The organism is Anaerotignum sp., from assembly GCF_040307045.1.
Taxonomy (GTDB): domain Bacteria; phylum Bacillota; class Clostridia; order Lachnospirales; family Anaerotignaceae; genus Chakrabartyella.
Map to the genome: position 1 here is coordinate 125012 of NZ_JAWRKF010000008.1, position 25646 is coordinate 150657.

General features: G+C 38.7%; 18 protein-coding genes, 1 other RNA gene and 1 other annotated feature. Of the genes, 12 read left to right on the forward strand and 7 right to left on the reverse strand.

What is annotated here, in order from left to right:
- The first annotated feature begins 1002 nt into the window (after positions 1–1002).
- From gltB to ABVZ64_RS06355, 3 genes are all read left to right on the forward strand, one after another.
- Positions 1003–5556 (forward strand): glutamate synthase large subunit, encoded by a 4554-nt coding sequence (gene gltB / locus ABVZ64_RS06345; protein ID WP_352400191.1) that lies wholly within the window; start codon positions 1003–1005, stop codon positions 5554–5556.
- 17 nt (positions 5557–5573) lie between these two features.
- Positions 5574–7058, forward strand: a complete 1485-nt coding sequence (locus ABVZ64_RS06350) for a glutamate synthase subunit beta (RefSeq protein WP_352400192.1) — start codon at positions 5574–5576, stop codon at positions 7056–7058.
- Between the two features lie 333 nt (positions 7059–7391).
- Entirely contained in the window at positions 7392–8840 is a 1449-nt protein-coding gene (locus ABVZ64_RS06355; RefSeq protein ID WP_352400193.1) for a GntR family transcriptional regulator, read from the forward strand.
- A 215-nt stretch (positions 8841–9055) separates the two neighbouring features.
- Here the strand turns inward: ABVZ64_RS06355 and ABVZ64_RS06360 are convergent, their stop codons facing one another.
- From ABVZ64_RS06360 to rlmD, 3 genes are all read right to left on the reverse strand, one after another.
- Positions 9056–9484, reverse strand: a complete 429-nt coding sequence (locus ABVZ64_RS06360; protein WP_352400194.1) for a MarR family winged helix-turn-helix transcriptional regulator — start codon at positions 9482–9484, stop codon at positions 9056–9058.
- 211 nt (positions 9485–9695) lie between these two features.
- A complete protein-coding gene (locus ABVZ64_RS06365; RefSeq protein WP_352400195.1) occupies positions 9696–10241 on the reverse strand; it encodes a glutathione peroxidase in 546 nt (181 codons plus the stop codon).
- Between the two features lie 745 nt (positions 10242–10986).
- On the reverse strand, positions 10987–12351 hold the full coding sequence (gene rlmD, locus ABVZ64_RS06370; RefSeq protein ID WP_352400196.1) for a 23S rRNA (uracil(1939)-C(5))-methyltransferase RlmD: 1365 nt from the start codon (positions 12349–12351) through the stop codon (positions 10987–10989).
- A 112-nt stretch (positions 12352–12463) separates the two neighbouring features.
- On the opposite strand from rlmD, the gene ABVZ64_RS06375 reads away from it, so the two are divergent.
- From ABVZ64_RS06375 to ABVZ64_RS06400, 6 genes are all read left to right on the forward strand, one after another.
- Complete coding sequence (locus ABVZ64_RS06375) at positions 12464–12910, forward strand: S1 RNA-binding domain-containing protein (RefSeq protein ID WP_352400197.1); 447 nt, start codon at positions 12464–12466, stop codon at positions 12908–12910.
- Positions 12911–12982: 72 nt separating this feature from the next.
- Complete coding sequence (locus ABVZ64_RS06380) at positions 12983–13279, forward strand: hypothetical protein (protein ID WP_352400198.1); 297 nt, start codon at positions 12983–12985, stop codon at positions 13277–13279.
- A 330-nt stretch (positions 13280–13609) separates the two neighbouring features.
- Positions 13610–13860, forward strand: a binding site (T-box leader).
- Positions 13861–13933: 73 nt separating this feature from the next.
- Positions 13934–14965, forward strand: a complete 1032-nt coding sequence (locus tag ABVZ64_RS06385; protein ID WP_352400199.1) for a methionine ABC transporter ATP-binding protein — start codon at positions 13934–13936, stop codon at positions 14963–14965.
- Positions 14962–15639 (forward strand): methionine ABC transporter permease, encoded by a 678-nt coding sequence (locus ABVZ64_RS06390; RefSeq protein ID WP_352400200.1) that lies wholly within the window; start codon positions 14962–14964, stop codon positions 15637–15639. The genes ABVZ64_RS06385 and ABVZ64_RS06390 overlap by 4 nt, the downstream gene beginning before the upstream one ends.
- Before the next feature lie 76 nt (positions 15640–15715).
- Entirely contained in the window at positions 15716–16591 is an 876-nt protein-coding gene (locus ABVZ64_RS06395) for a MetQ/NlpA family ABC transporter substrate-binding protein (protein WP_352400201.1), read from the forward strand.
- Positions 16592–16758: 167 nt separating this feature from the next.
- Complete coding sequence (locus tag ABVZ64_RS06400; RefSeq protein WP_352400202.1) at positions 16759–17934, forward strand: amidohydrolase; 1176 nt, start codon at positions 16759–16761, stop codon at positions 17932–17934.
- Between the two features lie 114 nt (positions 17935–18048).
- Here ABVZ64_RS06400 and ABVZ64_RS06405 read toward each other — a convergent pair whose 3' ends face one another.
- The 4 genes from ABVZ64_RS06405 to fba form a co-directional block, all read right to left on the reverse strand.
- Positions 18049–18552 (reverse strand): hypothetical protein, encoded by a 504-nt coding sequence (locus tag ABVZ64_RS06405; protein WP_352400203.1) that lies wholly within the window; start codon positions 18550–18552, stop codon positions 18049–18051.
- 261 nt (positions 18553–18813) lie between these two features.
- Positions 18814–20172 (reverse strand): MATE family efflux transporter, encoded by a 1359-nt coding sequence (locus tag ABVZ64_RS06410; RefSeq protein ID WP_352400204.1) that lies wholly within the window; start codon positions 20170–20172, stop codon positions 18814–18816.
- 194 nt (positions 20173–20366) lie between these two features.
- Positions 20367–21260: an MBL fold metallo-hydrolase gene (locus ABVZ64_RS06415; protein ID WP_352400205.1), complete on the reverse strand. Its 894-nt coding sequence runs from the start codon at positions 21258–21260 to the stop codon at positions 20367–20369.
- Between the two features lie 138 nt (positions 21261–21398).
- Entirely contained in the window at positions 21399–22346 is a 948-nt protein-coding gene (gene fba / locus ABVZ64_RS06420) for a class II fructose-1,6-bisphosphate aldolase (RefSeq protein WP_352400206.1), read from the reverse strand.
- Positions 22347–22499: 153 nt separating this feature from the next.
- Here fba and ABVZ64_RS06425 point away from each other — a divergent pair, with 153 nt between their 5' ends.
- The 3 genes from ABVZ64_RS06425 to ABVZ64_RS06435 all read left to right on the forward strand — a co-directional run bounded on the left by ABVZ64_RS06425 (position 22500) and on the right by ABVZ64_RS06435 (position 25601).
- Positions 22500–22958 (forward strand): signal peptidase II, encoded by a 459-nt coding sequence (locus ABVZ64_RS06425; protein WP_352400207.1) that lies wholly within the window; start codon positions 22500–22502, stop codon positions 22956–22958.
- Positions 22959–23006: 48 nt separating this feature from the next.
- A non-coding RNA gene (gene ssrS, locus ABVZ64_RS06430) (6S RNA) lies at positions 23007–23196 on the forward strand.
- Positions 23197–23291: 95 nt separating this feature from the next.
- On the forward strand, positions 23292–25601 hold the full coding sequence (locus ABVZ64_RS06435) for a SpoIID/LytB domain-containing protein (protein ID WP_352400208.1): 2310 nt from the start codon (positions 23292–23294) through the stop codon (positions 25599–25601).
- Positions 25602–25646: the final 45 nt, after the last annotated feature.

Below are 25646 nucleotides of genomic sequence, written 5' to 3' on the forward strand. Positions count from 1 at the left end.
ACTCTGACTGAAGCAATCCAAAGAAGTTTTATCATTGAATTTTCGATACAGCTTCTTTTTCGTGGCATATCCTGAATAATATCTTTTTTAAAAGTATTTTTGATACGCTTGATGTTAGACGGACAGCCTTAATCAGAATGGAAAATATGTTTTGAGAACACAAATTTTCACAATAGCTTTGTCTAACATAGCCATTAGTATCTCAATAAGGGATCCTGACCCATGTTATAATTGATTATTTCATTTATATATCTAGGTTAGGGGATAAGAATAATTTATTTTTTATTTTCTTTTGGCTTTGTTTTTTTCAATTTATCTGACCTAGCCCATGATATACTCTTGCCAGAGATGCAAATCCTTGGTTATCTTCCAAGTAAAGTTGAACGATTTCTACATTTAAAGTTGAGGTATATTTTCTTGACATAAAAAAAACTTTCGTTAGTTTTCTTGCCTAACAAAAGGGGTTCAATTCAGTATAGGGAGTGTTTTTTATATAGCATAAAAAACCATATAATGAGAAATAGAAGATAATTATGTGTTTTTGAATTAAAAACAGATGTCTATCTGCAATGGAATTCAAATAAAATTATCAATCGTTTTTTTTCTCTTTGGTTGTAAAAACGAATATATTTTTGACTAATGTACTCAATATTATATATAATTTTTCCAATATATTTGATTAAAAGTTTAGATTCAATCGTCACAAATGTTCATATTTTTGTTCATTAACAACAACGAGAGATTCTATGCCAGTTTCATGCATTGCAATGAGGAAAAAAATAGATTATAATTGTCCCCAAGATCAAAGGAGTTCTTAAACAGCATGATGTCTGCCTGTTTAAGGGCTTTTTTTTTACTCAAAAATGCAAGGTATAATATTTTTTATGGGAAGGACTGATGGAAAATACTATTTATGCGTTTGGGGAGTTCGAGAGTCTGAACTGTTATATAGAATTTAAATTTAGCTAAAGGTGTAGTGCATTTCAGAAAGGAGTGAGGGGAATGAGTTATAATTTGTATCAACAGCTAAACCAGCCGAAGGGGTTATATGATCCAAACTTTGAACATGATAACTGCGGGATTGGAGCAATTGTAAACATCAAAGGAATCAAGAGCCATCAGACTGTGGAAGATGCATTAAAAATTGTAGAAAACCTGGAACACAGAGCGGGTAAAGATGGTGAGGGGAAAACAGGGGATGGTGTAGGGATCCTTTTGCAAATTTCCCATGGATTTTTTACCAAAGAAGCAAAGAGGCTGGGTTATGATATTGGTGAAGAAGGCGACTATGCAGTTGGTATGTTTTTCTTACCCCAAGGTGAGCTAGAAAGAAACCGTGCAAAAAAAATGTTTGAAATCATTGTAGAAAAAGAAAATCTGGAGTTTATAGGATGGAGGCAGGTTCCAACGAATGCAGCTATTTTAGGGAAGCAAGCTCTAGACTGCATGCCTTTTATTCTGCAATGCTTTGTGAAACGAAAAGCAGATATAAAAAAAGGCTTGGAGTTTGAACGTAAGGTTTATGTTGCAAGGCGAGTTTTTGAACAGAGCAATGACAATTCGTATGTAGTGTCTTTATCTAGCCGCACCATAGTGTATAAAGGGATGTTCTTGGTAAATCAACTTAGATTATTTTTCAAAGACTTGCAGGACAAAGACTATGAATCTGCCATTGGTATGGTTCATTCTCGTTTTAGCACAAACACTACACCAAGCTGGGATAGAGCCCATCCCAACCGTTATATTCTTCATAATGGTGAAATCAATACCATTCGTGGCAACTCTGACCTCATGCTTGCCCGTGAGGAAACCATGGCAGCGGATGTATTTAAAGGAGAGATGCATAAGGTATTACCAATTATTAACCAGGCTGGTTCAGATAGTGCAATGCTGGATAACACACTAGAATTTTTGGCTATGAGCGGCATGGATTTGCCCTTAGCGGTTATGGTTACCATTCCTGAGCCTTGGAGCAATAATAAAAATATGAGTCAGGCAAAAAGAGATTTTTATCAGTATTACGCAACTATGCTTGAACCATGGGATGGGCCGGCATCAATCCTCTTTTCTGATGGTCAGGTGATGGGCGCAGTGTTGGATCGAAATGGATTAAGGCCTTCTAGATACTACATTACCGATGATGATAGATTAATCCTTGCCTCAGAAGTTGGGGTTTTAGACATTCCTGTTGAAAAAATCGTAAAAAAGGATCGATTGCGCCCTGGTAAAATGCTTCTGGTAGACACGACAAAAGGCAGGATTATTGACGATGATGATTTGAAGGAGCACTATGCAACACGCCAGCCCTATGGCGAGTGGATTGACAAGAATCTTGTTCATCTAAAGGATATTTCTATCCCCAATAAAAAAACACCTCACTATACTAAGGATGAGTTAACTAAACTGCAAAAAACCTTTGGATATACATATGAAGAAGTAATGACTGCAATTTTGCCTATGGCAAAGACTGGAGAAGAAGCCATTGCATCTATGGGTACGGATACGCCACTGCCAGTGCTTTCGGATACAAACAAGCCTTTGTTTAACTATTTTAAACAGATGTTTGCTCAGGTTACAAACCCGCCGATTGATGCAATTCGAGAGGAAATTGTAACAAGTACCACAGTATACATTGGTGATGCAGGTAATCTTTTGGAGGAAAATCCAGAAAACTGTAAAGTTATTCGTGTGAATAACCCTATTTTGACCAATACCGACTTATTAAAGATAAAGGATATGAATATCGATGGCTTTAAAATTGCCGTAATCCCAATTACTTATTATAAAAACACCCATTTGGAAAGAGCTCTTGACCGCCTATTTGTGGAGGTAGATAGAGCTTATAGGGATGGCGCTAACATTATCATTTTATCAGACAGGGATGTGGATGAAAATCATGTCCCTATTCCATCTTTGCTTGCAGTTTCTGCAGTGAGCAAATATTTGGTTAAAACAAAAAAGAAAACCAGCGTTGCTTTAGTCTTAGAGACAGCAGAACCAAGAGAGGTGCATCACTTTGCAACTTTACTGGGATATGGTGCGTGTGCCGTGAATCCTTACTTAGCACAGGATACCATTGCAAATTTGATTGATGAGGATATTTTGGATAAGGATTATTATGCAGCGGTAAATGATTATAATTCAGCAATTTTACACGGAATAGTTAAGATTGCATCAAAAATGGGCATTTCTACCATCCAGTCATACCAGGGGGCACAAATTTTTGAGGCTGTGGGTATTGACTCTAAGGTTGTAGATAAATATTTTACCAATACAGTAAGCAGGATTGAGGGCGTTGACCTGGATGATATTCAAAAAGAATTCCATGAGTGGCATAACAGTGCATTCGACCCCTTGGGATTGGATACTGACCTAACGTTAGACAGCGTAGGCAGTCATAAGTATAGAAGCAATAAGGCAAAACATTTGTATAACCCCCAAACAATTCATCTCTTACAAGAAGCAACAAGGACCGGAGATTACAAACTTTTTAAAGAATATACCCGCTTGGTAAATGATGAAACAAAGGTAACACTACGAGGGCTGATAGGTTTTAAGTTTGCAGAAAATCCTGTTCCAATAGAAGAAGTGGAAAGTGTGGAATCTATTGTTAAGCGTTTTAAAACAGGGGCAATGAGCTATGGCTCTATCAGTCGAGAAGCCCATGAAACCCTTGCCATTGCTATGAATCGAATTGGCGGTAAAAGTAATAGTGGTGAAGGTGGGGAAAGCGTGGATCGCCTTACGTCAGATCCGAATGGTGACAGTAGGTGCTCTGCAATTAAGCAAGTTGCTTCTGGCCGATTTGGCGTTACTAGCCGCTACTTAATGAGTGCTAAGGAAATTCAGATAAAAATGGCCCAGGGTGCAAAACCTGGTGAGGGGGGACACCTTCCAGCAGAAAAGGTATACCCTTGGATTGCGAAAACAAGACACTCCACCCCCGGCGTAGGTTTGATATCCCCTCCGCCTCATCACGATATTTATTCTATTGAGGATCTGGCACAGCTAATCTATGATTTGAAAAATGCCAACAGAGATGCAAGAATTTCTGTTAAGCTCTGCTCTGAGGCAGGTGTTGGTACCATTGCCGCAGGTGTAGCAAAGGCAGGTGCACAAGTTATATTAATTTCTGGCTATGATGGGGGTACAGGCGCAGCACCCAGAACCTCCATTCAGCATGCAGGTATTCCTTGGGAGCTAGGATTGGCTGAAACACATCAAACCTTAATTCGAAATGGTCTGCGCAACAAAGTAACTTTAGAGACTGACGGGAAGTTGATGAGTGGTAGAGATGTTGCCATTGCAATGTTGTTGGGAGCCGAGGAATGTGGTTTTGCCACAGCTCCGCTGGTAACTATGGGGTGTGTTATGATGCGTGTTTGTAATCTGGATACTTGCCCAGTTGGGGTGGCTACTCAAAACCCGGAACTTAGAAAAAGGTTTAAGGGGAAACCAGAATATGTAATCAATTTTATGTATTTTATTGCCCAAGAGTTGAGGGAATACATGGCGAAACTAGGATTTAGGACTATTTCGGAGATGGTTGGTCGTAGTGATTTATTAAAGGTTCGCCATGGCGCTAGAACCAGAACCACAAAGGTTGAATTAGCGAAAATCATTAATAACCCTTTTGCTAAACCAGGCCAGAATTTTTGTTTTGATCCCAAACAAACTTTTGATTTTCAGCTGGAAAATACATTAGACATGAGGCTGCTTTTAAAGGAGTTAAAAGATGCCATGGAAACGAAGACTCCGGCATCATTGGAAGTGAATGTAAAAAATACAGATCGTTCTTTCGGTACAATTTTGGGTTCAGAAATTACAAAGAGATATCCTGAGGGTTTGGCAAGGGACACATTACGCATTCGGTGTAATGGTACAGGAGGTCAGAGTTTTGGTGCGTTTATTCCAAAAGGACTTACTCTTCAGCTAGAGGGGGATAGTAACGACTATTTTGGGAAAGGGCTTTCTGGAGGTAAACTAATCATCTGTCCACCGAAAAAAAGCAAACTAAAGGAAGATGATAATATCATTATCGGCAATGTTGCTCTCTATGGTGCAACCGATGGTGAAGCCTACATCAACGGTGTGGCAGGGGAACGTTTCTGCGTTCGAAACTCTGGAGCTAGGGCTGTTGTTGAGGGTGTTGGGGATCATGGTTGTGAATATATGACAGGTGGCATTGCTGTTATTATCGGACATACGGGCAAAAACTTTGCTGCAGGTATGAGTGGTGGTGTTGCCTATGTTTTAGATGAAAATAGAGATTTTTACACTAAGGTGAATAAGGAATTGGTTTCTTTGGAGGAGGTAGTTCATAAACAGGATGTTACCCTTCTAAAAGAATTGCTGACAAACCATGTAAAAGCAACTGGGTCAAAAAAAGCCATGGAAATTATTAATGACTTTAGTGATTATTTGCCTAAATTTAAAAAAGTTCTTCCTCATGACTTCGATAAGATGCATAAAGCTACTGTTCGTATGGAGGAAAAGGGTCTGAGTGGTGATGAAGCGTTAATCGAAGCATTTTATGCGTTCTATTCAAATAAATAAGACAGGGGGGACTAAACATGGGAAAAGCAACAGGATTTTTGGAATATGAAAGAGAAGCTGGTGGTGAGGTGAGCCCGAAAGAAAGAATTAAAAATTTTCAAGATTTTCACCAGCATTTAGAAAGAAGTCAGCAACGCCAACAGGCGGCTAGGTGTATGGACTGCGGCGTTCCCTTCTGTCAGAGTGGAATGATGATAAAAGGAATGACTTCAGGGTGTCCTTTGAATAATTTAATACCTGAGTGGAATGATCTAATATATCTGCAAAAGCCAGAGCAGGCTTTGGGAAGGCTGCTAAAAACAAATAATTTTCCGGAGTTTACAGGTCGTGTTTGTCCTGCACCTTGCGAGGCAGCCTGCACTTGTGGTTTAAATGATTCTCCGGTAACCATTAAGGATAATGAGTGGGGTATTATTGAAAATGGATATGCTTCAGGCTTTATCCAACCCAATCCGCCAAAAGTAAGAACCGGTAAAAAAATAGCAATTGTAGGAAGCGGACCATCTGGTCTGGCAGCGGCGGATCAACTAAATAAAAGAGGACATAGTGTGGTTGTTTACGAACGCAATGACCGTATTGGGGGTTTGATGATGTATGGAATTCCCAATATGAAATTGGAAAAAAGTGTAATTGACCGTAGAATAAACATCATGAAGGCAGAGGGAATTGAGTTTGTTACCAATGCGGATGTGGGGAATACAATTAAAGCAGATAAGCTGACTAAGGAGTATGATAGCGTGATTCTAGCCTGTGGTTCCTCGAACCCTCGTGATATTAAGGTACCTGGTCGTGAGGGAAAAGGAATTTACTTTGCTGTGGATTTCTTGAAAGCCACTACCAAAAGCCTGTTGGATAGCAATTTAAAAGATGAGAAATACATGAGTGCTAGGGGAAAGAAAGTATTGGTAATTGGCGGTGGCGACACCGGAAATGATTGTGTGGGCACATCTATACGTCATGGAGCAAAAAGTGTGGTGCAATTAGAGATGATGACAAAACCTTCTATTAACAGGGAAGACGATAATCGTTGGCCCCAATGGCCTAAGGTTTTAAAAACTGACTATGGTCAGCAGGAATCTATTGTTATTTTTGGAAATGACCCAAGAATTTATGAAACAACGGTAACTGAGTTTGTTTTAGATAAGGATGGGAATGTTACAAAGGCGAAGATCATTAAGCTAGAGAAAAAGAATGATAAAAATGGAGCCATAATATTAGCTCCCCTAAAGGGAAGTGAAAAAACAATTGATGTGGATTTGGTATTGATTGCAGCAGGCTTTGTGGGCGCAGAAAGCTATGTGACTCAGGCGTTCAAGCTTGTGTTGAACGAGAGAACAAATGTAAAAACTGCTGAAAATAGCTTCCGTACAAATGTTGAAAAAGTATTTGTTGCAGGTGATATGCATAGAGGACAGTCTTTGGTTGTTTGGGCAATCAAAGAGGGAAGAAGTGTAGCAAGAGAGGTGGATAAGACACTAATGGGTTATACCAACCTGGTATAGCGTTTGTAAGTAAGCTTTATAATAAGAAATAAGGGGATAGGAAAAAGCTTGTAATCTAAATGATTCAAGCTTTTTCTAATGGTTTTTTTTAGTTGCAATAAAATGTTGGGAAAGCTATAATGGGAACAATTATAAAATGGATGAACAAGAATAATAAAAAAGCTTGAATGCTTTATCAATTTATATTTATGTGATATAGAATTTTTGTTTATATTATTGAAATGTTATTGCAAAAAAAATTTTTTAGCTTTAGAATATTTCTATATATTACCAAAATGAATGCTACTGTCTATTTTTGTATGTAGAGCGAAATAAGCAATGGAGCGTGAAAGTTTGAAAAAAATTCGAAACAGGAAAGAACTCTACTTTGAAATTTTAAAATCTTTTTATCAAGGAAAGTACGTGTATGGCGACAAGTTCATGACACAGTTAGAGGCAAAAGAGTATTACCAAGTTGCCAGGCCTACGGTGGAAAAAGTATATAAAATGCTTCAAGAGGAGGGGTTTTTAACCTCTAAGCGTCATGTCGGATCAATCGTTACATTTAATCCAATTGATGAAACACACTTTAACAGAATACCTATAGATCACAATAATCCCGGAGTTTTAGATTTTTATACATACTATTTTCCCCGAATGACTATGGCCAGGGCGATATATGAGGGGCTATGTTGGGCAAGTGAAGAAGGGTTGAAGGACATACAGAAGGATATCCATGTTATTTTAGAGAGGATAAGAGAGGGAAAACCTTTTGTAAATCTAGTTTCGGATTGGTACCTAAAGTTAATAACTAGCATCCAAAACCCATTTTTAGCAAATATAATGGATCACTACTATCACAGGGTTATTTACTTTAATAGATGTAGAACTTTACCATCGACCTTAAAAAAACAAATTGATCAGGCAATGAAAGATTTTTTTGAAGGCATTCTTGTCATTATTCAAGCTAAGGAGCATGAAAAAATCTTTCCTCATTATTATACCTTTTATGATCGCCTTTTTAGCACACCAGATTTATTATTTTTCTCGAAAGGAGAGTTTAATGAGCAACGTTATTTTGAGCATTCACAGTATAGCAGACTGCTACACGAATTGTTGATTTCCATTCATATAAAAGGTGTGAAAAAAGGGGAAATTTTGCCAACTATAGACAGGATTAGTGAAATGTATAAAGTAAGCGGGAAAACAGCTAGGGATGCTTACGATGTTTTGGTAAAAAATAGAATAGCTGTAAGAAGGCAAAGAACAGGAACAATGCTGATTGCCCAATTAGATGATGACAAAGTTAGGGAATGGACGGCCAAAAACTTTGAAGAACAAAAGGTGGGAATTTATTATATTCTTGAAACATTAAGAATTTTAGCTACCGACTATATGCAGTGTGAATGGGAAACAATACCTTCAAACGTGATTCAGAAGATGAAGGATGAATTAAACATGCAGCATCGGGACGAGGTATATAGCCATGCACCTTATTTTGTTTCAGATATTTTAGTTACACCTATAATAATGAATTTGCCTATGGGCGTTTTACAAAAATATTATTTTTATGTCCATAAACCTGCATCAGAATTTGTGAATGTTTGCGGTTTGGAACTTTGGTTTTATTTCAATAAAAATGACGAAGTATATGATTTACTTGTTCAAGCAATCAGCGCCCTTGAGGAGGGTGATCATAAAACCTTTGTGTATTTTGGGATAGAGGCATTACAATTGAATATGGAAATTATTATGCAGACTTGTGAAAAAGGTTTTGAAAGACACAAAAAACGGTATATATAGATTACAAATATGTGGGACATAACAAAGCAATTAGGCAAAAAAATCTTTTTTGCACAGAATTGAAAAAAATGAATTTCACGTCTAGCAGCTATCGGTTTTTGCTTAGATAAAGTGAGTGAAAAACATAACTAAACATGAATAGGCTTCAAAGGACACAAACGAGCTATAGTAAATTGAAATAAAGCAAAGACAATTCTTTTGAATTGTTCTTTGCTTTATTTGTTGCTATCCAGAAGTTTATAAAGCAGTGTATATAAGATATGGGCTTCTTCTGAGGATAGGTTCATATCTTCTGCCATTTTGGTAGGAATGCAGATTGCGTCATCTTTTAGTTGTGTACCTTTTTTGGTAAGGGTGACAATCAAACTCCGTTCATCTTCACTAGAGCGTTCTCTTGTGATCAAACCCTCTTGCTCTAAACGTTTGAGCAATGGCGTTAGCGTACCTGAATCCAAGAAAAGCTTCTGCCCTAGTTCCTTAACGGTGCAACTTTCATCCTCCCAGAGTACCATCATGGCGATGTACTGTGTATAAGTTAACCCAATATGATCCAGATGGGGTTTATACATCTTTATAATCTCTCTGGAGCAAGCGTATAGAGGGAAGCAAAGTTGATTTTTTAGTTTTAAGTTATCATAGTTCATGTTACACACCACCTTTTTATTATTATAACACGCAATTTAATTAGGGGCAATTTAATGTTTTAAGTTTTGTTTGCTCTGGTTAAGCCAAGCGAGCTGTGGAAAGTTTTGCTAAAAGCTACTTTTTGACCCTTTTAAACTGTTTTGAGAAAGCAAGAACGAGGATATCAAATTATTTGGATATCCTCGTTACATTTTTTTTATTAGAACCGTTTTAAAGTAATTCCTTCAATCTTTCTTCAATCATTTTTATTTCTTCTACCGGTTCAAAACGTTCTACAACTTCGCCAGTTCGATCAACTAAAAATTTTGTAAAATTCCATTTTATATCTGCAGTTTCTTGATAATTCGGATAAGCTTTACTTAAAATATCGTGTAGGACTGGGGTAAGGGGATGATTTTCTAGAAATCCTTGAAAGCCCTTTTGCTCTTTTAGGAACTTAAAGAGGGGTTCAGCGTTCTCACCATTGACATCGATTTTTGAGAAGATGGGGAACGTAACTCCGTAACGAGAACTACAGAATATTGCTATTTCTTGGTTGCTTTCCGGTGCTTGATTCCCGAATTGGTTACAAGGAAAATCTAGAATTTCAAATCCTTGATCCTTGTATTTGTTATATAAAGCTTGAAGGTCTTCATACTGGGGCGTAAAGCCGCAACCCGTTGCAGAATTCATAATTAAAGAGACTTTCCCTTTCATCTCCTGGAGGTCTACAAGATCACCTTTTTGATTCAACACTTGAAAATCATATACATTCATTAATCATCTCTCCTTTTGGATAACAATATATATTAAATTTTTAAAATTAAATTTATTAAAATATAATTTAACACAACTGAATTTTAGCATGATAAAATTTGATTGTCAATCTTTTCTTAAATTAGAAAAATTTAATCGCATCATCCGAACTTCGTTATATAACAAAAGTAAAAACAATAGGGATCTGATTTAACCGTTGTGTTTTGAAGTTCTTAGTGGGCAAAGTTACCTTCCCTCAAAAGAAACTGAGCTTGCAAATAAGGTTTAAAACTCTATTATGATGAGGGAAAAAAGTTTTAGAAAAGTTTGCAAAAAGTGAGAATGTTTAAGAGAAAAAGGAGTAGATATGCGTTTCACATGATTGGATCGTGGTTTATACTATATTTAGGTGTTGCCAAATTATTTGAGAAGGTATATGGTACAGAGGAGCTTGATAGCAATCAATGAGATTTCTTAGATAGTGTTTTTCTGTTAGAAATTCATTGTGAGACGTAGCAAAACAAATTGCGTAAGGCGTATTACGAAATAAACTAGAGAGGAGAACCTCATTATCTGATAAGATGACAGGAAAAGGCATATATGCAGAATCATAAACCCTCCCTAAAGCACATTTTATCTATATAATCCTTCAAAATGAAAGCCACTACTCATTTGGGTAGTGGCTTTCATTGAATGAAAAATACAAAATTTACTTTGGTTAAAAGAAAACTATAAATTCATTTTATTTGGCTGATAAAAGGATGGATCAACCTTTACGAGAAAGCAATACCACGGACTCAACGTGAACGGTTTTTGGGAACATATCCATCAATTGTACTCTCTCAACTTCATACCCTGCCTGTTGGAATACAGCTAAATCCCTAGCCAAAGAGGTTGGTTTACAAGAGACATAAACAATTTCAGGCGCAGCAAAATCAATAATCTTTCCAATTGCCTTTGGGTGAATTCCATCTCTCGGAGGATCAACGATAATTAAATCAGGCTTGTCCCTTAAGTCGTCCACCTTTTGCAAAACGTCACCGGCTATAAAGATGCAGTTTGTGAGGCCATTTTGAGCGGCATTCTCATTTGCAGCAACAACTGCTTCTTCAATTAACTCAATGCCTACAACTTTTTTTGAGCCTGCCTCTGCCATGATTTGTCCAATGGTACCTGTGCCACAGTACAAGTCGAATACCAGTTTATCAGTAACATTCCCAGCGAAGTTTTTGACGATGGTGTACAGTTTTTCTGCACCTTTTGTGTTGGTTTGGAAGAAAGAATATACAGAAACCTTGAACTCTAAATCAAACAATTTTTCAATAAAATAGTCTCTTCCATAGAGGATTCTCATTTCATCACTACGAACGACATCAGCCACACTTTCATTTATGGAATGGAGAATACCGCAAAATGACCCATCTAGAGGGAGAGCCAAAAGCATATTCTTAAATTCTTCTGTGGAGAAGGGGACTTCATTACTGGTAACTAAATTTACTAGAATTTCTCCTGTAGCGGTGCCTTTTCGTACCACCAAATGACGCAGTGAACCTTCATGACGCAGCTTATGATAGAAGGGCACGTTTCTTTCATGGAAGAAGGATAAGGTGCCATTAATGATTTTTAGATAATCGTCATCGATTATGTTGCAGTCTTTCAAAGATACAACCTCATAGTGGCTCATACGCTTTCGCATACCCAATGCTAAGTCACCATCTTTCTGTTCGTCCCCAAAAGAGAATTCACACTTGTTGCGGTATGCTTTGTCGGATGGGGCGGGAACGATGCCTTCCCAGCTTTTTACTTGAATCCCTTCTTGGTCCAAGAGACGTTTTACTTGGCGTTCCTTTAGTTTTAATTCTTCCTCATGTCGAAGGGTTTGATAGGTGCAGCCACCACACAGGGCGTAGTGAGAACAGACGCCGTCCTGTCTTTCCAGAGGAGAAGGCTCAATAATGGCTACCTGTCTGGCTTCAATGCCACTATTTCTTTTCTTTATAACCTGGGCCTGAACTGTCTGCCCGGGAACCCCGTTTTTTACAATAATTTTCTCGCCATCTACAAAACCGTAGGCTTTATTTGGAAAGTTTACATCCTGAATTTGGATGGTAATAATGTCTTTTTTCTTCATAAATTCTCCTCCAAAAGTAGTTGAAAGTAGTTAGATTTTATTTGTATTCAAGAATAATCTATGGTATACTGTTCCAGTAATCTTAAAATTCTGAACGGGAGTGTATATTGGAATGTCTGAAAAATTAGAAGTAGGCAGTATCGTAGAAGGAAAGATTGTTCGCATTAAACCTTTTGGTGCAATTGTTTCTTTAGGTTCTGTACAAGGGTTAGTGCATATCTCTCAAGTTGCCAACAGCTTCGTACAAGATATTAATGACCATGTAAAGGTTGGAGATATCGTTAAGGTAAAGGTTCTTTCAATTGATGAAGAAACCCATAAAATTGCGTTATCTATTCGGGACGCGTTACCAAAGGAAGAACGCCAGCCTAGAGCTGAAAAGCCTTTCCGTAAACCAAATCAGACACAAAAGCCCGCAAGTCCTGCTGAGGAATATTTTCGTCCTCAAGCATCTGTAAATTCATCTACTGACTTTGAAGATAAGATGAAAGAATGGGCGAAGCAGTCTAACGAGCGTCATACCAGCTTAAATAAAAGAGCAAATAAACGCTCCTATTAAAATATTGCTTTAACATCTTACCATGAAACTGTTATAGATGCAATAAACAGACGGCGCAGTGGGAGGGATATCATGTCATTGTTTTTTGTCGTGGGCATATATTTTTATGCACGAGGTGTATTTGCATTGTTTGGTCAGACTATTTTTTATACCAAACGCACATTAGAATTGATTGAGCCGGAAAATTTGCCTGCTTACTTAAAGCAATCGGGGATTTGGCATATGTTAGCAGGAACAATTTTTGTTGGCAAAGCATTGGCAGATATCATGTTTCCAGGAAGTAAGGTGGTTTTATCCATTTTCTTTGTGCTATTGGTCATTTGTGTTTTTTTTCTTGCTCGTTGTAACGAACGATATACTAAGAAATAAATGTAAGCCTATTTGTATATACAAATAGGCTTTTTTTAATCGTTTATCAATTCCCGGGAAATAGCCAGTTGGGGTGTTTGCTCTTTTCAAGAAAGGATAGCTGAATATATTTTACAAAAAGTATGGGTTTTACTGCTAAAAAGTACTAGCATTTTCATTATTTTAGTTAAAGTGGCAATTTGTTTTACTTAAAATATGAATACTAATTGGTCAAACAATGATAAAGATTCTGTAAGAAATGCCAAAAATCAATTCAAACTTGGTTTTTATTCCAGAAAAAAACAATTGACAAAAAAATCATGTTGTATTAAGATTAATCCAATTTCAAACATAAAGACATTGAAGAGAAGAGTAGTGAGCGGATGCTTTTACAGAGAGTCCTCGTTTGGTGGAAGAGGATAGAGATAAGCTGATGAAGATGGTCTTGGAGTTGCATGGTCGAATTTGTTTAGACCATGACGGGCGCACCCGTTATAGTGCCAGGGTATAATCCATAAAATATGGCCGTACTCGTCGAGGTTTGTCTTGTGAGGGACAAATAAAATTAGGTGGTAACGCGAAGTTTAGCTCTCGCCCTAGTGATATATTTCATTTAGGGTGGGAGCTTTTTTGTTGAAACGGTTTTAGAGGTTTGGACGAGGAAAGGAGAATGGTATGATCCAGATGGAAAAAGTTAGCAAAACCTTTCGTGGAGGCAGCGAGCAGGTTCATGCGGTAAATGATGTAAGTTTAAATATAGCTGAGGGAGAAATATTTGGTATTATTGGGTTTTCCGGTGCTGGTAAATCCACGCTGGTTAGATGTATCAATCTTTTGGAAAGACCATCAGGGGGCAAGGTGATGGTTGACGGGGTAAACCTTATGGATTTGCCAGAGATTCGCTTGAGGGAAGAAAGGCGTAAAATCGGTATGATTTTTCAGCATTTCAACCTGCTACGTTCACGAACGGTGTATCAAAACATTGAGTTTCCTTTAAGAAAAAGCAAGCTGTCAAAGGCACAGAAGCATGAGAAAATATTGTCCTTATTAGAACTGGTAGGTTTGACCGACAAAAAAGATACATTTCCATCTCAGCTTTCGGGAGGACAAAAGCAAAGAGTGGCAATTGCTAGAGCATTGGCCAATGACCCTAAGGTTTTGCTTTGTGATGAGGCAACCAGTGCCTTGGATCCACAAACCACCAAGTCAATTTTAAGCCTTTTGAAAAAGGTTAACAATGAATTAGGGATAACCATTGTTTTAATTACCCATGAAATGGCAGTTGTAAAGGATATTTGCCATAGAGTTGCCATAATGGAATTGGGTAGGATGGTAGAAGAAGGGGAAACGGCGGATGTGTTCTCCCATCCTAAGGAAAAACTAACAAAGGACTTCATGGACACTGCAAGCAATATCAATAAGATTTACGAGCTTTTGGAGGCAGACCATGAGTTAACAAGAGTCAAAGAGGGAGAAAAATTGGTGTTGCTCACCTATTCTGGTGGAAACGCAGGGGAATCCGTAATTTCTCATTTGGCAGAGGCTTACCGCATTCAAGCTAATATTATTTTTGGAAATGTGGATATTTTAAAGGATAAGCCTATTGGGAAGTTGGTAGTTGTATTAAGTGGCGAATCCACAGATATGGAAAATGCAATACAGTATATTAAAGGTAGAAATGTTGAGCTGGAGGTGATCAAAGGATGAGTTTTTTATATAAAATAGCCCCGCATTTAGAGACTTTAGGTGGAGAGTTGATTAAGTGTACACAGCAAACTTTTCAGATGCTCTTTATTTCTGGCTCCATTGCTTTTGTATTAGGGTTGCTCTTGGGTATTTTACTCATAGTGACGAAAAAAGGGGGGCTTTTGCAAAATCAGCTTTTGTACAAAGTTTTGGATAAATGCATCGACGTTGTTCGTTCCATTCCCTTTATCATTCTTATGGTATTATTGATTCCTGTTAGCCGTGCTATTGTAGGAACAGGTTCTGGTGTGGCTGGTTCTTATGTGGCATTGATTGCAGGAACAGTGCCCTTTTTTGCAAGGCAGATAGAAACAGTTTTATCTGATGTAGACTACGGGCTGATTGAAGCCAGCGAGGCTATGGGCTTTGGCCCGGTGGAGATTATTTTTAGTGTATACCTGAAAGAAAGTATTCCTGGGATTACCCGTGTAACAATGATTACCTTTGTTAGCTTAATTGGGATTACAGCCATTGCAGGGGCAATTGGCGCCGGCGGATTGGGCGATTTTGCCATCCGTTATGGGTACCAGATGGGTTTTAGCGATATGACTTGGGTTACAATAGCAATTATTTTGATGATTATAACAGTGATTCAATGGATCGGAAATTTTATTATAAAACAAACGACCCATTAATGATTGGCACTTCAATGGAAGCATTTTAAGGATAAAGGAAAACAAGAAAATATACATAAAAAAGGAGAAATGTATTATGAAAAAGAATTTAAAGAAGTTATTTGCGACAACATTGGCAACAGCAGTTATTTTAGGTTTGGCAGGGTGTGGTTCATCCAACAGCTCGGAAGGTGAAGCAAAGGCAGATGAAGATGGGGCAGGGGCTACCATTGTAAAAGTTGGCGTTGTTGGGGAGTATAATGCCCAGTGGGACACCATTAATGAGTTATTGGCAGGTGATAATATTCAAGTTGAGCTTGTAAAATTTTCTGATTATGCTGCACCAAATCGTGCATTAAACGATGGTGAGATTGATTTGAATGCATTCCAGCACAAAGCATTTCTGGCCAACGACGTTGAAACAAAGGGTTATGACATTGTAGATATCGGAGACACAATTATTGCACCATTGTCAATTTTTAACAATAAAGAGAAGCTTGCTTCTATTGAACAAATCAAAGATGGCGATGTAATTGCAATTCCCAGCGACTTGACAAACGGCGGTCGAGCATTAAAATTACTGGAAGCAGCAGGTATCATTGAGTGTGACCCTGCAAAGGGCTATGTTCCAACAAAACTGGACATCACAAAATATAATAAAGAAATCGAAATTTTAGAGGCGGAGTCTGCAACGTTGGCAAATATCTTACCTGACTGTGCAGCAGCAATTATTAACGGTGGTAACGCCTTGACAGCAGGTTTAGACCCTACTAAGGACTCCATTTTTACTGAAAATGTAGATCCATCTGTAAATGAAGCGGTTCCTCAGTTAATCAATGTAATTGTAGCCCGTACCGCTGATAAAGACAACGAAGTATATCAGAAGGTTGTAGCAGCATACCAGACAGATGATGTGAAAACAACAATTAATGACGAATATAAAGGTGCTTTTATTTGCTCTTGGGATAAATAAAACAGGTAGAATCGAGAAGATACATTCAAAAAAATTTTAATGAAGTATTAAGATGGGGTTGCCCGTCCATAGATTGCAGATGGATTTATCTATTTTATTGGTAAATGCATCTGCTTTTCTTCTAAAACAACAGTTAGGGTAAAAATGTAGAAAAGGCGGAAAAAGAAATGGCGCTAAAGGATTATGTTTTACAAGAAAAAGACTATATTATTCATTTGAGAAGGTATTTCCACGCCCATCCAGAGGTTAGTTTGCAGGAATATGAAACCTGTAATAAAATTGAGGCCGAGTTGGATGCATTGGAAATTCCCCATAGGAGAGTAGGGGAAACAGGGGTTTACGCATGGATAGATGGAAAGAAATCCAGTCAAGGAAAAATAGTTGTTTTAAGGGCAGATATTGATGCCCTTGCTATGGATGATTTGAAAATAACTGAGTATCGTTCTCAAAATGATGGTTTTTGCCACGCTTGTGGACATGATGCCCATGCAGCAACGCTATTAGGGGCGGCAAAAATACTAAAATCTAAGGAGCAACTGTTTTCAGGGCAGGTTCGATTGTTTTTCCAACAGGCGGAAGAAATTGGCCAGGGAGCTAGGCTTTTTGTGGGTGAGGGTTTGCTAAATGGGTGTGTAAGAGTTTTTGGTGCCCATGTTGCTAGCAGACTTCCCAAAGGAAAAGTAGCATTAACAAAAGGCCCTCAGTGTGCTAGCTGTGACTATTTTAAAATAACCATAACAGGAAAGGGTGCCCATGTCTCTACACCACAATTGGGTGTGGATGCCGCTTATATTGCATCGCAGATTGTTGTAAATCTACAATCTATTGTGGCTAGAACCACTGCACCACTGGAAACGGTGGTGGTGGGTGTTGGCGTCATTAGAGCTGGTACACAGTATAACATTGTGGCTGAACATGCTGAAATAGAGGGAACAACCAGAAGCTTTTTGCCTGAGGTGAGAACTTATACTAATGAAAGAGTGGTGCAGATTGCAAAGCAAACAGCTCAAATGTATGGGGCACAGGCGGAAGTAACATTTTTAGACTATGCGGCACCTTTGGTGAACGATGATAAGGTTGTAGATGAAGTGACTAAGGTCGCCCAAGAGATTATGAAACAATGTGATATCGTTGGGGATTACGAAAAGGCATTAGGTGCTGATGACTTTGCGGATTACTTGGCGGTAACTAAGGGAATGTATGCATTTATTGGTACAGGGAATGAGGAGAAACCAAACACGATAGTTGCACATCATCACGGTTTGTTTGACATTGATGAGGAGGCATTGTTGCTTTCCTGTAATTTATATGTAGATTATGCTTTGTGGGTTTTGGAGGAATAAATATCTGAATTAAAAAGCAGTCCTTATAGGTAAGTTTCAAAAGAACCCCCAGAATAATTCTATTTTGGGGGTTCTTACTACATAAATACTTTTTCACTCTTCAGAGCATTCATCTTAAAGTGCTTTCTTTTCTCTTAAAGTGCCGTTTTTAAAAATAAAATCAATAACTTTTTCTTGAAAGTCTGTGCCTCCCTGGGGTGAATATTTTGTTTTATTCATATGTTCACCAATTGCAAAATCTTTACCAAATAATAAGACCACCATTTCACCCTCATCGCTATAAAAGTTTAAAATTGCATGTGGGTTTATTGTTGCGGAATATCCAATTGGATTTCCGGCATTAAAGAATTTCTTTCTGTATTTTGTAGATCTCAGAAGTCCAATTAAATCCGTATACTCCTTTGAGCTTGTATCAAATGTAAAATCGAAATAGTATTCTGTATCCTTTTTACCAGTGGCCTCATTTGAGAAAAAGTCTACATTGCAAGTTTGCACCTTGTCAAAATCAAAGTCGTCTGCTGCTTTTTCAAAGTTAACAGGAATCAAAGTTTTAATTAGCATAATGGCAATTAAAACCCCAGCAACAATATTCATTATTGTGTTTTTTTCAATTTTCATATGCACCCCCTATCTACTCTAATAGAGAAAATATAAGCAACCTGAACCTGCTTCCCAATAATTATATCAATAAACAAAGCACGCGTAAAGCGGTTGCATGGGCTTCATGGTGTTTCTCACAGCAAGTTGACAAATATATCATTTTGTATATATAAACAAATTACATATCGAGGATTTACCCTAAATCTTGCAAAGAAAAAAGGACGGATAGCATGCGCCATCCGTCCAAACTTCTATAAATCTAATGCTCTCTTTTTATTTTTAGAAATCTAGCTTTTTCACAATTCTGGTAAGGAAAACAGTACAAAGGGCGAAAGCCACAATTTCTGCAATAGGGAATGCCAACCAAACATTATTTAACTCACCCAGGCGAGCCAATAAATAAGCAGCAGGCATTAAGACTACCAGCTGTCTGGCAATAGAAGTGATTAAGCTGTAAACACCGTTGCCCAAAGCCTGGAAAACAGAACTTGTAATGATGTTATACCCTGCCAGCAAGAAACTGAAAGAGATGATTTTTAAAGCAGGAACACCGATGGAAATCATATTTTCAGATGCATTAAACAAAGCCAAAAGTTGTCTAGGTGCAAATTGGAACAAAGCAAAGCCAGCAACCATAATTAACACCGCAGTGATGATGCTGAGTTTAATTGTTTGGGTGATGCGCAGTTTGTTTCTAGCTCCATAGTTATACGCAATAATTGGTATCATGCCGTTGGTTAACCCAAAAACAGGCATAAAGATAAAGCTCTGAAGTTTAAAGTATACACCGAAAACAGCGATTGCCGTAGGAGTGAAGCTATCCAAAATACGGTTCATACAGAAAATCATGATAGAACCGATGGAAACCATTAAAATAGATGGAATTGCCACGATATAAATATTTTTTAAGATATACTTATTGGGTAGTATATTTTTGAAATCAATGTGGATTTCATGGTTTCTTTTTATATTTAGAATGATGCCGATGATACATCCAACGATCTGTCCGGCAATGGTAGCCAAAGCCGCACCAGCAACACCCATTTTAGGGAATCCCAATAGACCAAAGATTAAAATAGGGTCTAAAATGATATTAACCACAGCGCCAACACCTTGGGTTATCATGGCGTAAACAGTTCGGCCTGTGGACTGCAGTAGACGTTCTACTGCAACCTGAATAAAAATACCCAGTGAACCCATAAGCACAATTCGTAAGTAAATTTCGCCGTCACGGATGATTTCGGGAACATTGGTTTGTCCTCGTAAATATGACTTTGTAAAAACAAGACAAACAACTACAAAAAATAACCAGTTCATTACTGCTAGAAACAAGCTGACACAAGCAGTTTTGTTTGCAGTATCGAATTTTTTTGCCCCAAGGCTTTTTGAAAGCAATGCATTTACACCGACCCCCGTACCGGTGGCAACAGCAATCATAAAGTTTTGCATGGGGAAGGCTAAGGAAACGGCTGACAGGGCATTTTCGCTAATTTGTGCAACGAATGCGCTATCCACAATATTGTATAATGCTTGCACAAGCATAGATATAATCATAGGGACAGACATTGTAAAAAGCAGCCTAGTAACGGGCATAGTGCCCATTTTATTTTCTTTCATTTCAGTAGCAACGGAACTCATCAAAAAACCCCCTTTACCTAATGCAACTCCGAATATAGATGTAATATAAGCTAAAATAAGCGAAAGTATAGCGCTGCCGAAGCAGCGCTTATAAATGGCTCTTTAAGTAATACTTATCTATGATACGACGATATATTTTTATTGTCAATAAGAATTTAGGGGTTCGTCGTAAAACATATTGCAAATATTCTGTTTTATGAGGATGGAATTGCCCTTGTTTTCCACAATAGAAAGTTGTTTTCTACATATGCTTCTATCTTCTCAGTATCATAGAGATAGGATAGGTAGGAACGAATTGTGCTTCCCACCAAGACGTACTGACCATAGTCCATGGTAAGAGAATATCGTTCAAAGACGATATTTAGAATTTCCTCGAAAAATTTAGGTGAAGCACAAATTTGAAGAAGTTCCATAAGGATTTCTTCTGCTTTTTTACGGTTTAAATCCACAAGTGGGCGAATATCCTTTATGGGCTCGCCATGGGAAGGAATGAATAAATCGCCGGTGAGGGTTTCGATAAAGTCAAGGGTCTTAAAGTATGCTGTGACATCATAGTTAAAGCTGATGTGGTATTTTTCCAAAATGGTTTCGCTGAAGACGGAGTCGGCTAGGAAATAAACGTTATCCGGTGTTTTCACGCCAACCATCTGCCAAAAATGTCCACCCAAAGGAAAAATCTCCATGCCTGCAGGAAGATTTGCTTTGGCAATATCCTCTGCTTCAGATGGAGTGGCCATCAAAAACTTGTTTCTTAATTTTTGAAAAGGAAAACCGCCATAAAGAAAAGAAGGCTCTAGAATGGGATTTTTTATGATAGCATTTTCCATAGGGGTGCAAAAGACGGGACAGCCCAGCCTATTCTGCAATAATGTATTACCCCCAATATGATCGGCATTTGAGTGGGTATTAAGTATACCAGTAAGTCTCCAGCCCTGTTGTTCCAAAATCTTCTGGATTTTTCTTCCGGCATCTTTATCGTTGCCGCTATCGATTAATAGAACTTCGTCTGGTGCGATGCGGTACACGCCAATTTTAGATGGTGCGTTGATATAAAAGGTGTTTGGGGCAACTTGAATGAGTTCGTACATCTATATACCTCCTTTTCTTTTAGTGCTTGTAGATTTGAAAACAATATCTAATAGAGTCATCAATTTTTGAGTCTACACCAAAAGTTAACTTTGAAAAAAGCTGCTCCTGCGACAGGAACAGCTATAAACTATTATTGATTAGTCCATAGAGTTTGTGGAACCGATAACATTTTTAATTTTATCTTCCACTAACACCTGAATTAAGTCTCTACCTGCACCTAAATAACCACGGGGGTCAAAAGCTGAGGGATTTTCACCAAAGGATTTACGGATAGCCGCTGTCATCGCCAAGCGAAGATCTGTATCCATATTGATTTTGCAAACCGCCATAGAGGATGCCTTACGTAACATTTCGGTAGGGATGCCCTTTGCGCCAGAGATATTTCCGCCAAATTCGTTACACATTGCAACACAATTTTGGTCAACCGAAGAAGCGCCGTGTAAAACAATGGGGAAGTTATGAATTCCTTCTGCTTCTAATTTTGTTGTGATTGTTTCGAGGCGGTCAAAGTCCAATTTTGCTTCGCCTTTAAACTTATAGGCACCATGGCTTGTTCCGATGGCAATTGCCAAGGAATCAACCCCTGTGCGCTTAACAAAGTCCACAGCCTGATCGGGGTCTGTGTAAGTAGCGTTTGCTGCATCAACATTTACGTCGTCCTCTACGCCAGCAAGCTTGCCTAACTCGGCTTCAACTACAACCCCTCGTGCATGAGCATATTCCACGATGGCTTTTGTTTGTGCTACGTTTTCTTCATATTCTAAATGAGAACCGTCAAACATGACTGAGGTGAAACCATGTTCAATACAGTCCTTGCATACTTCAAAACTAGAGCCGTGATCCAAGTGCAGGGCGATATCTAAACCTGTTTCTTCAACAGCTGCATCAACCATGGCTTTTAAATATTTTGGGTGTGCATATTTTAATGCACTTTTGGAAACCTGAAGGATAACTGCAGAGTTTTGTGCCTTTGCAGCCTCAACTACACCCTGAATGATTTCCATATTATTAATATTAAATGCGCCGATGGCATAGCCGCCCTGAAAAGCTTTTTCGAACATTTTTTTCGTTGTTACCAACGCCATATTAAAACACCTCTTTCTTTTTTTTGTTTACAAATGATTGTTTCCCGTAATAAAATTATAATACGTTACTTTGTTTGTGGCAAGGAAATTTAGAGGTTGATTCCGCCTTTTATGGCAAAAAAACAGATTTGATAATGAAAGGGGTGATGATTTATGAAAAATATTTTGGTGTTTTTAGGAGTTTTGGGGCTGGATTTGGGAAGCAAGAAATGGGCAGATGTAAACTTGCCTCTGGGAAAACCCAAAGAAGTAGCCAAAAATCTCCTGTATTTCCAACACATAAAGAATTATGGGTTGGCGTATCATAAACTTGAAGGAAAAAAGAAAATCATTTTAAGTATTACGGGTGGACTTACAGCAATTTATAGCATTTTCTTTTTAGGTGCTTGCTTTAGCAAAAAGGATGCCAAAAGATATGGTTTCCCTTTGGCCATCACTCTGGGCGGAGCTTATGGAAATTTTTTGGAGAGATGGAAGAAGGGATATGTAACAGATTTTATCTATATCAAAAAAGGGGAAAATGCCCCAATTTTCAATATTGCGGATGCTGCATTGCTTTTTGGAGCAATTTTAGTGGGCATTGTGTCTTTGAAAGATACCTCAAATATGTAGATGTTTTCCTATTGATGTATTGCGAATTGCGTAGTATAATGTAACTACAAATTCCTGAAGTGTTCGAGATCTTACCATATTTGAACCTACACAACTGACTCGGGATTCCTATACGCAAAAGTTATGTCAGGCCCCAAGATAATTCCCATTGGGCGGGGGAAGGCAGAGGCTTTGGCTGCGGTAACCCACCTAGCTAAGGCTAGGTGTCAAGCGGTAAGGACGGCACTTTGGGATCTTTTTTTGCCCATGATCAGAACAGACGATTAAACCGTCTGTTCTTTTTTTATTCCAAAAGCATAGACTTGTACAAAGTCTGATAGGAGAGTGAAACCAATGAAACGGTTACTGATATGGATAGTTGCTTTTGGATTTATATTAGGCGGATGTAGTGGTATGCCTAAACAGGAGGTTACGACCACAACCCAGGCGCCGCAAGGAATTATTGGAGATGATATTCCCATCACAAGAAGCCAAGCGGCAAAAATGTTAGCATTGGCTTTTTATACTCCTGAAGAAGTACAAAATTTACCCCAAGATGTCTCCTTTCCCGATGTGTCAAAAGATAATTGGGCTTATCCATATATTAATGCAGCGGTGGAGCTTGAGTTTTTTTCAGGGGATGGAGAAGGATTTCGGCCAGATGACGATCTGTTGCTTTGGGAGGCACAAATCCTCATGGATCGTGTGGCACCAGATTATGAAAAGCGAATGGTTCTGACCGATGATAACCGAGAAATGGCGGTGGCTTATAGTCTTTGGACACAACTTTTTGAAAAAGCATTGATGGCAAGACGTGCTGAGGATAGTATGTATTCCTACGGAATTGGCAAGAAGACACAGGTTCTATTTATGCCAGGAGAAGAAAATCTTTTCGATGGAGGTATTTATGGTGCAGACGGATACGACCTTTCAATCTATACCGATGAAAAAATTTCATTTTGGGAGAAGGGAGGAGAAATTATTGGCCTAATATCCGTAGATGAGGTAGCACCAACCATAGAAAATATTTATTGCCAAAAAGAGGGCGATCAAATTATACTAACAGGAGCAGGGCGGAAGGAATATTCCTTTGAGGGATCTGAGTTTGAGGATGGGCTTTGTAATGTCACGATAGAAAAGGGTAAGGCTACGGTAAAAGAGGGAAACAAGCTTAGTGGGGAATTCGTAAAAAGGGTAGATGATAAGGAAGTTTATCTAAGTGATAGCGGAGAGCTGCAATGGGCAGAGAATTTCCGTGTTTATGGGCAGGATCTATCATGCCAGAACCAAAATGCTTTGATTTGTGGTACTGACTTAGCAGATTTCTATGTATTAGATGATAAGGTAATGGGTGCAGTAATACAGAAGGATGTCGTCCCTGAAAAGATTAGAGTGCTTTTAGGCGGTGGTCTTCAGGATTCGGTGACGGTAAAGGGGGCAGAGGGTTTCTCTTTATCCAATGGAGTTGGAGAGAAAGATTTTACATCGGGTGCGGCAACGCTTACAGCGGACTTGGCTTGGTTTGACCATGGCATCGTGACTGTTTCAGGGAAGGTTATTCTAACGTTTGATGACGGGCAGGAAAGAGCATATTCTGGATTGATTGAAATGGAGAGAATGGGGGATAAAGTAGCCATTATAAATGAGTTGGGTATGGAAGAATATCTTCTTGGGGTGGTTCCTTATGAAATGCCTGTAAGCTTTGGGCAGTCAGCACTGGAGGCGCAAGCCATCTGTGCAAGAAGCTATGCATATAATCAGTTTTATGCCAACGCATATGGGCATTATGGTGCCCATGTAACGGATACGGTGGCAAGTCAAGTTTTCATGGGGGCTGATACCGCTTTGGAGGCACAAAATGCAGTTGCGGCTACGGAGGGGATGTGTGTTGTGGCAGGGGACCGGGTTGCTCAGACCTATTTCTATTCTACATCTTGTGGCTTTGGTACAAAAGACTCCGATGTTTGGTCTACCGATGGAACCTTTAGCAGCAAGGGCAAAGCTTACTTAGAGGGGCAGGCTTTTGGTGTTACCCAGCAGATGCCTAAAACTGAGGAAGAATGGCTTGCTTTTTGGCAAGATTGGAACATGGAAGGATATGATAAGGAATCCGCATGGTACCGTTGGAAGGTTTACTTTAGTGCCAGTCAGCTTACTGAGATTATGGAAAAAACTTTAGCTGACTTATCAGCGTCAAACCCTGCCTTGGTTAAAGTAAAGCAGGGGGATGGCAGCTGGGCTGCCGCTGCAACTAAGGGCTTAGGGCGGTTGACAGGCATGAACGTAGCGGAGAGAGGCCAAGGCGGTATTATAAAAATCTTAGAGATGGATTTTGAAAAAGGTGCTGTTCAAGTCTATACAGAAAACGCTATTCGAAAAGTGCTTTCACCCACAAAGAGAACCATTGGTGAGACCATTAACTTGCAAAGGCTAAGTGGAGGCACACTAACAGGACAAAAAATGCTACCCAGCGCTTTCTTTGCTATTAAAGAGATGAAAAACAATGAAGGAAAGCTGACGGGAATTGCTCTTTATGGTGGTGGCTGTGGTCATGGTGTTGGTTTAAGTCAATATGGTGCTAAGGAGTTAGCTGCCCAAGGGTTAAGCGGAGCAGAAATTGTACAAAAGTTCTTCCCCAATACAACCGTGGAAAAAGTGATGTGACTAGAGATAGACAGGACACTCTAACTATAAAAGAGTTGAATCATA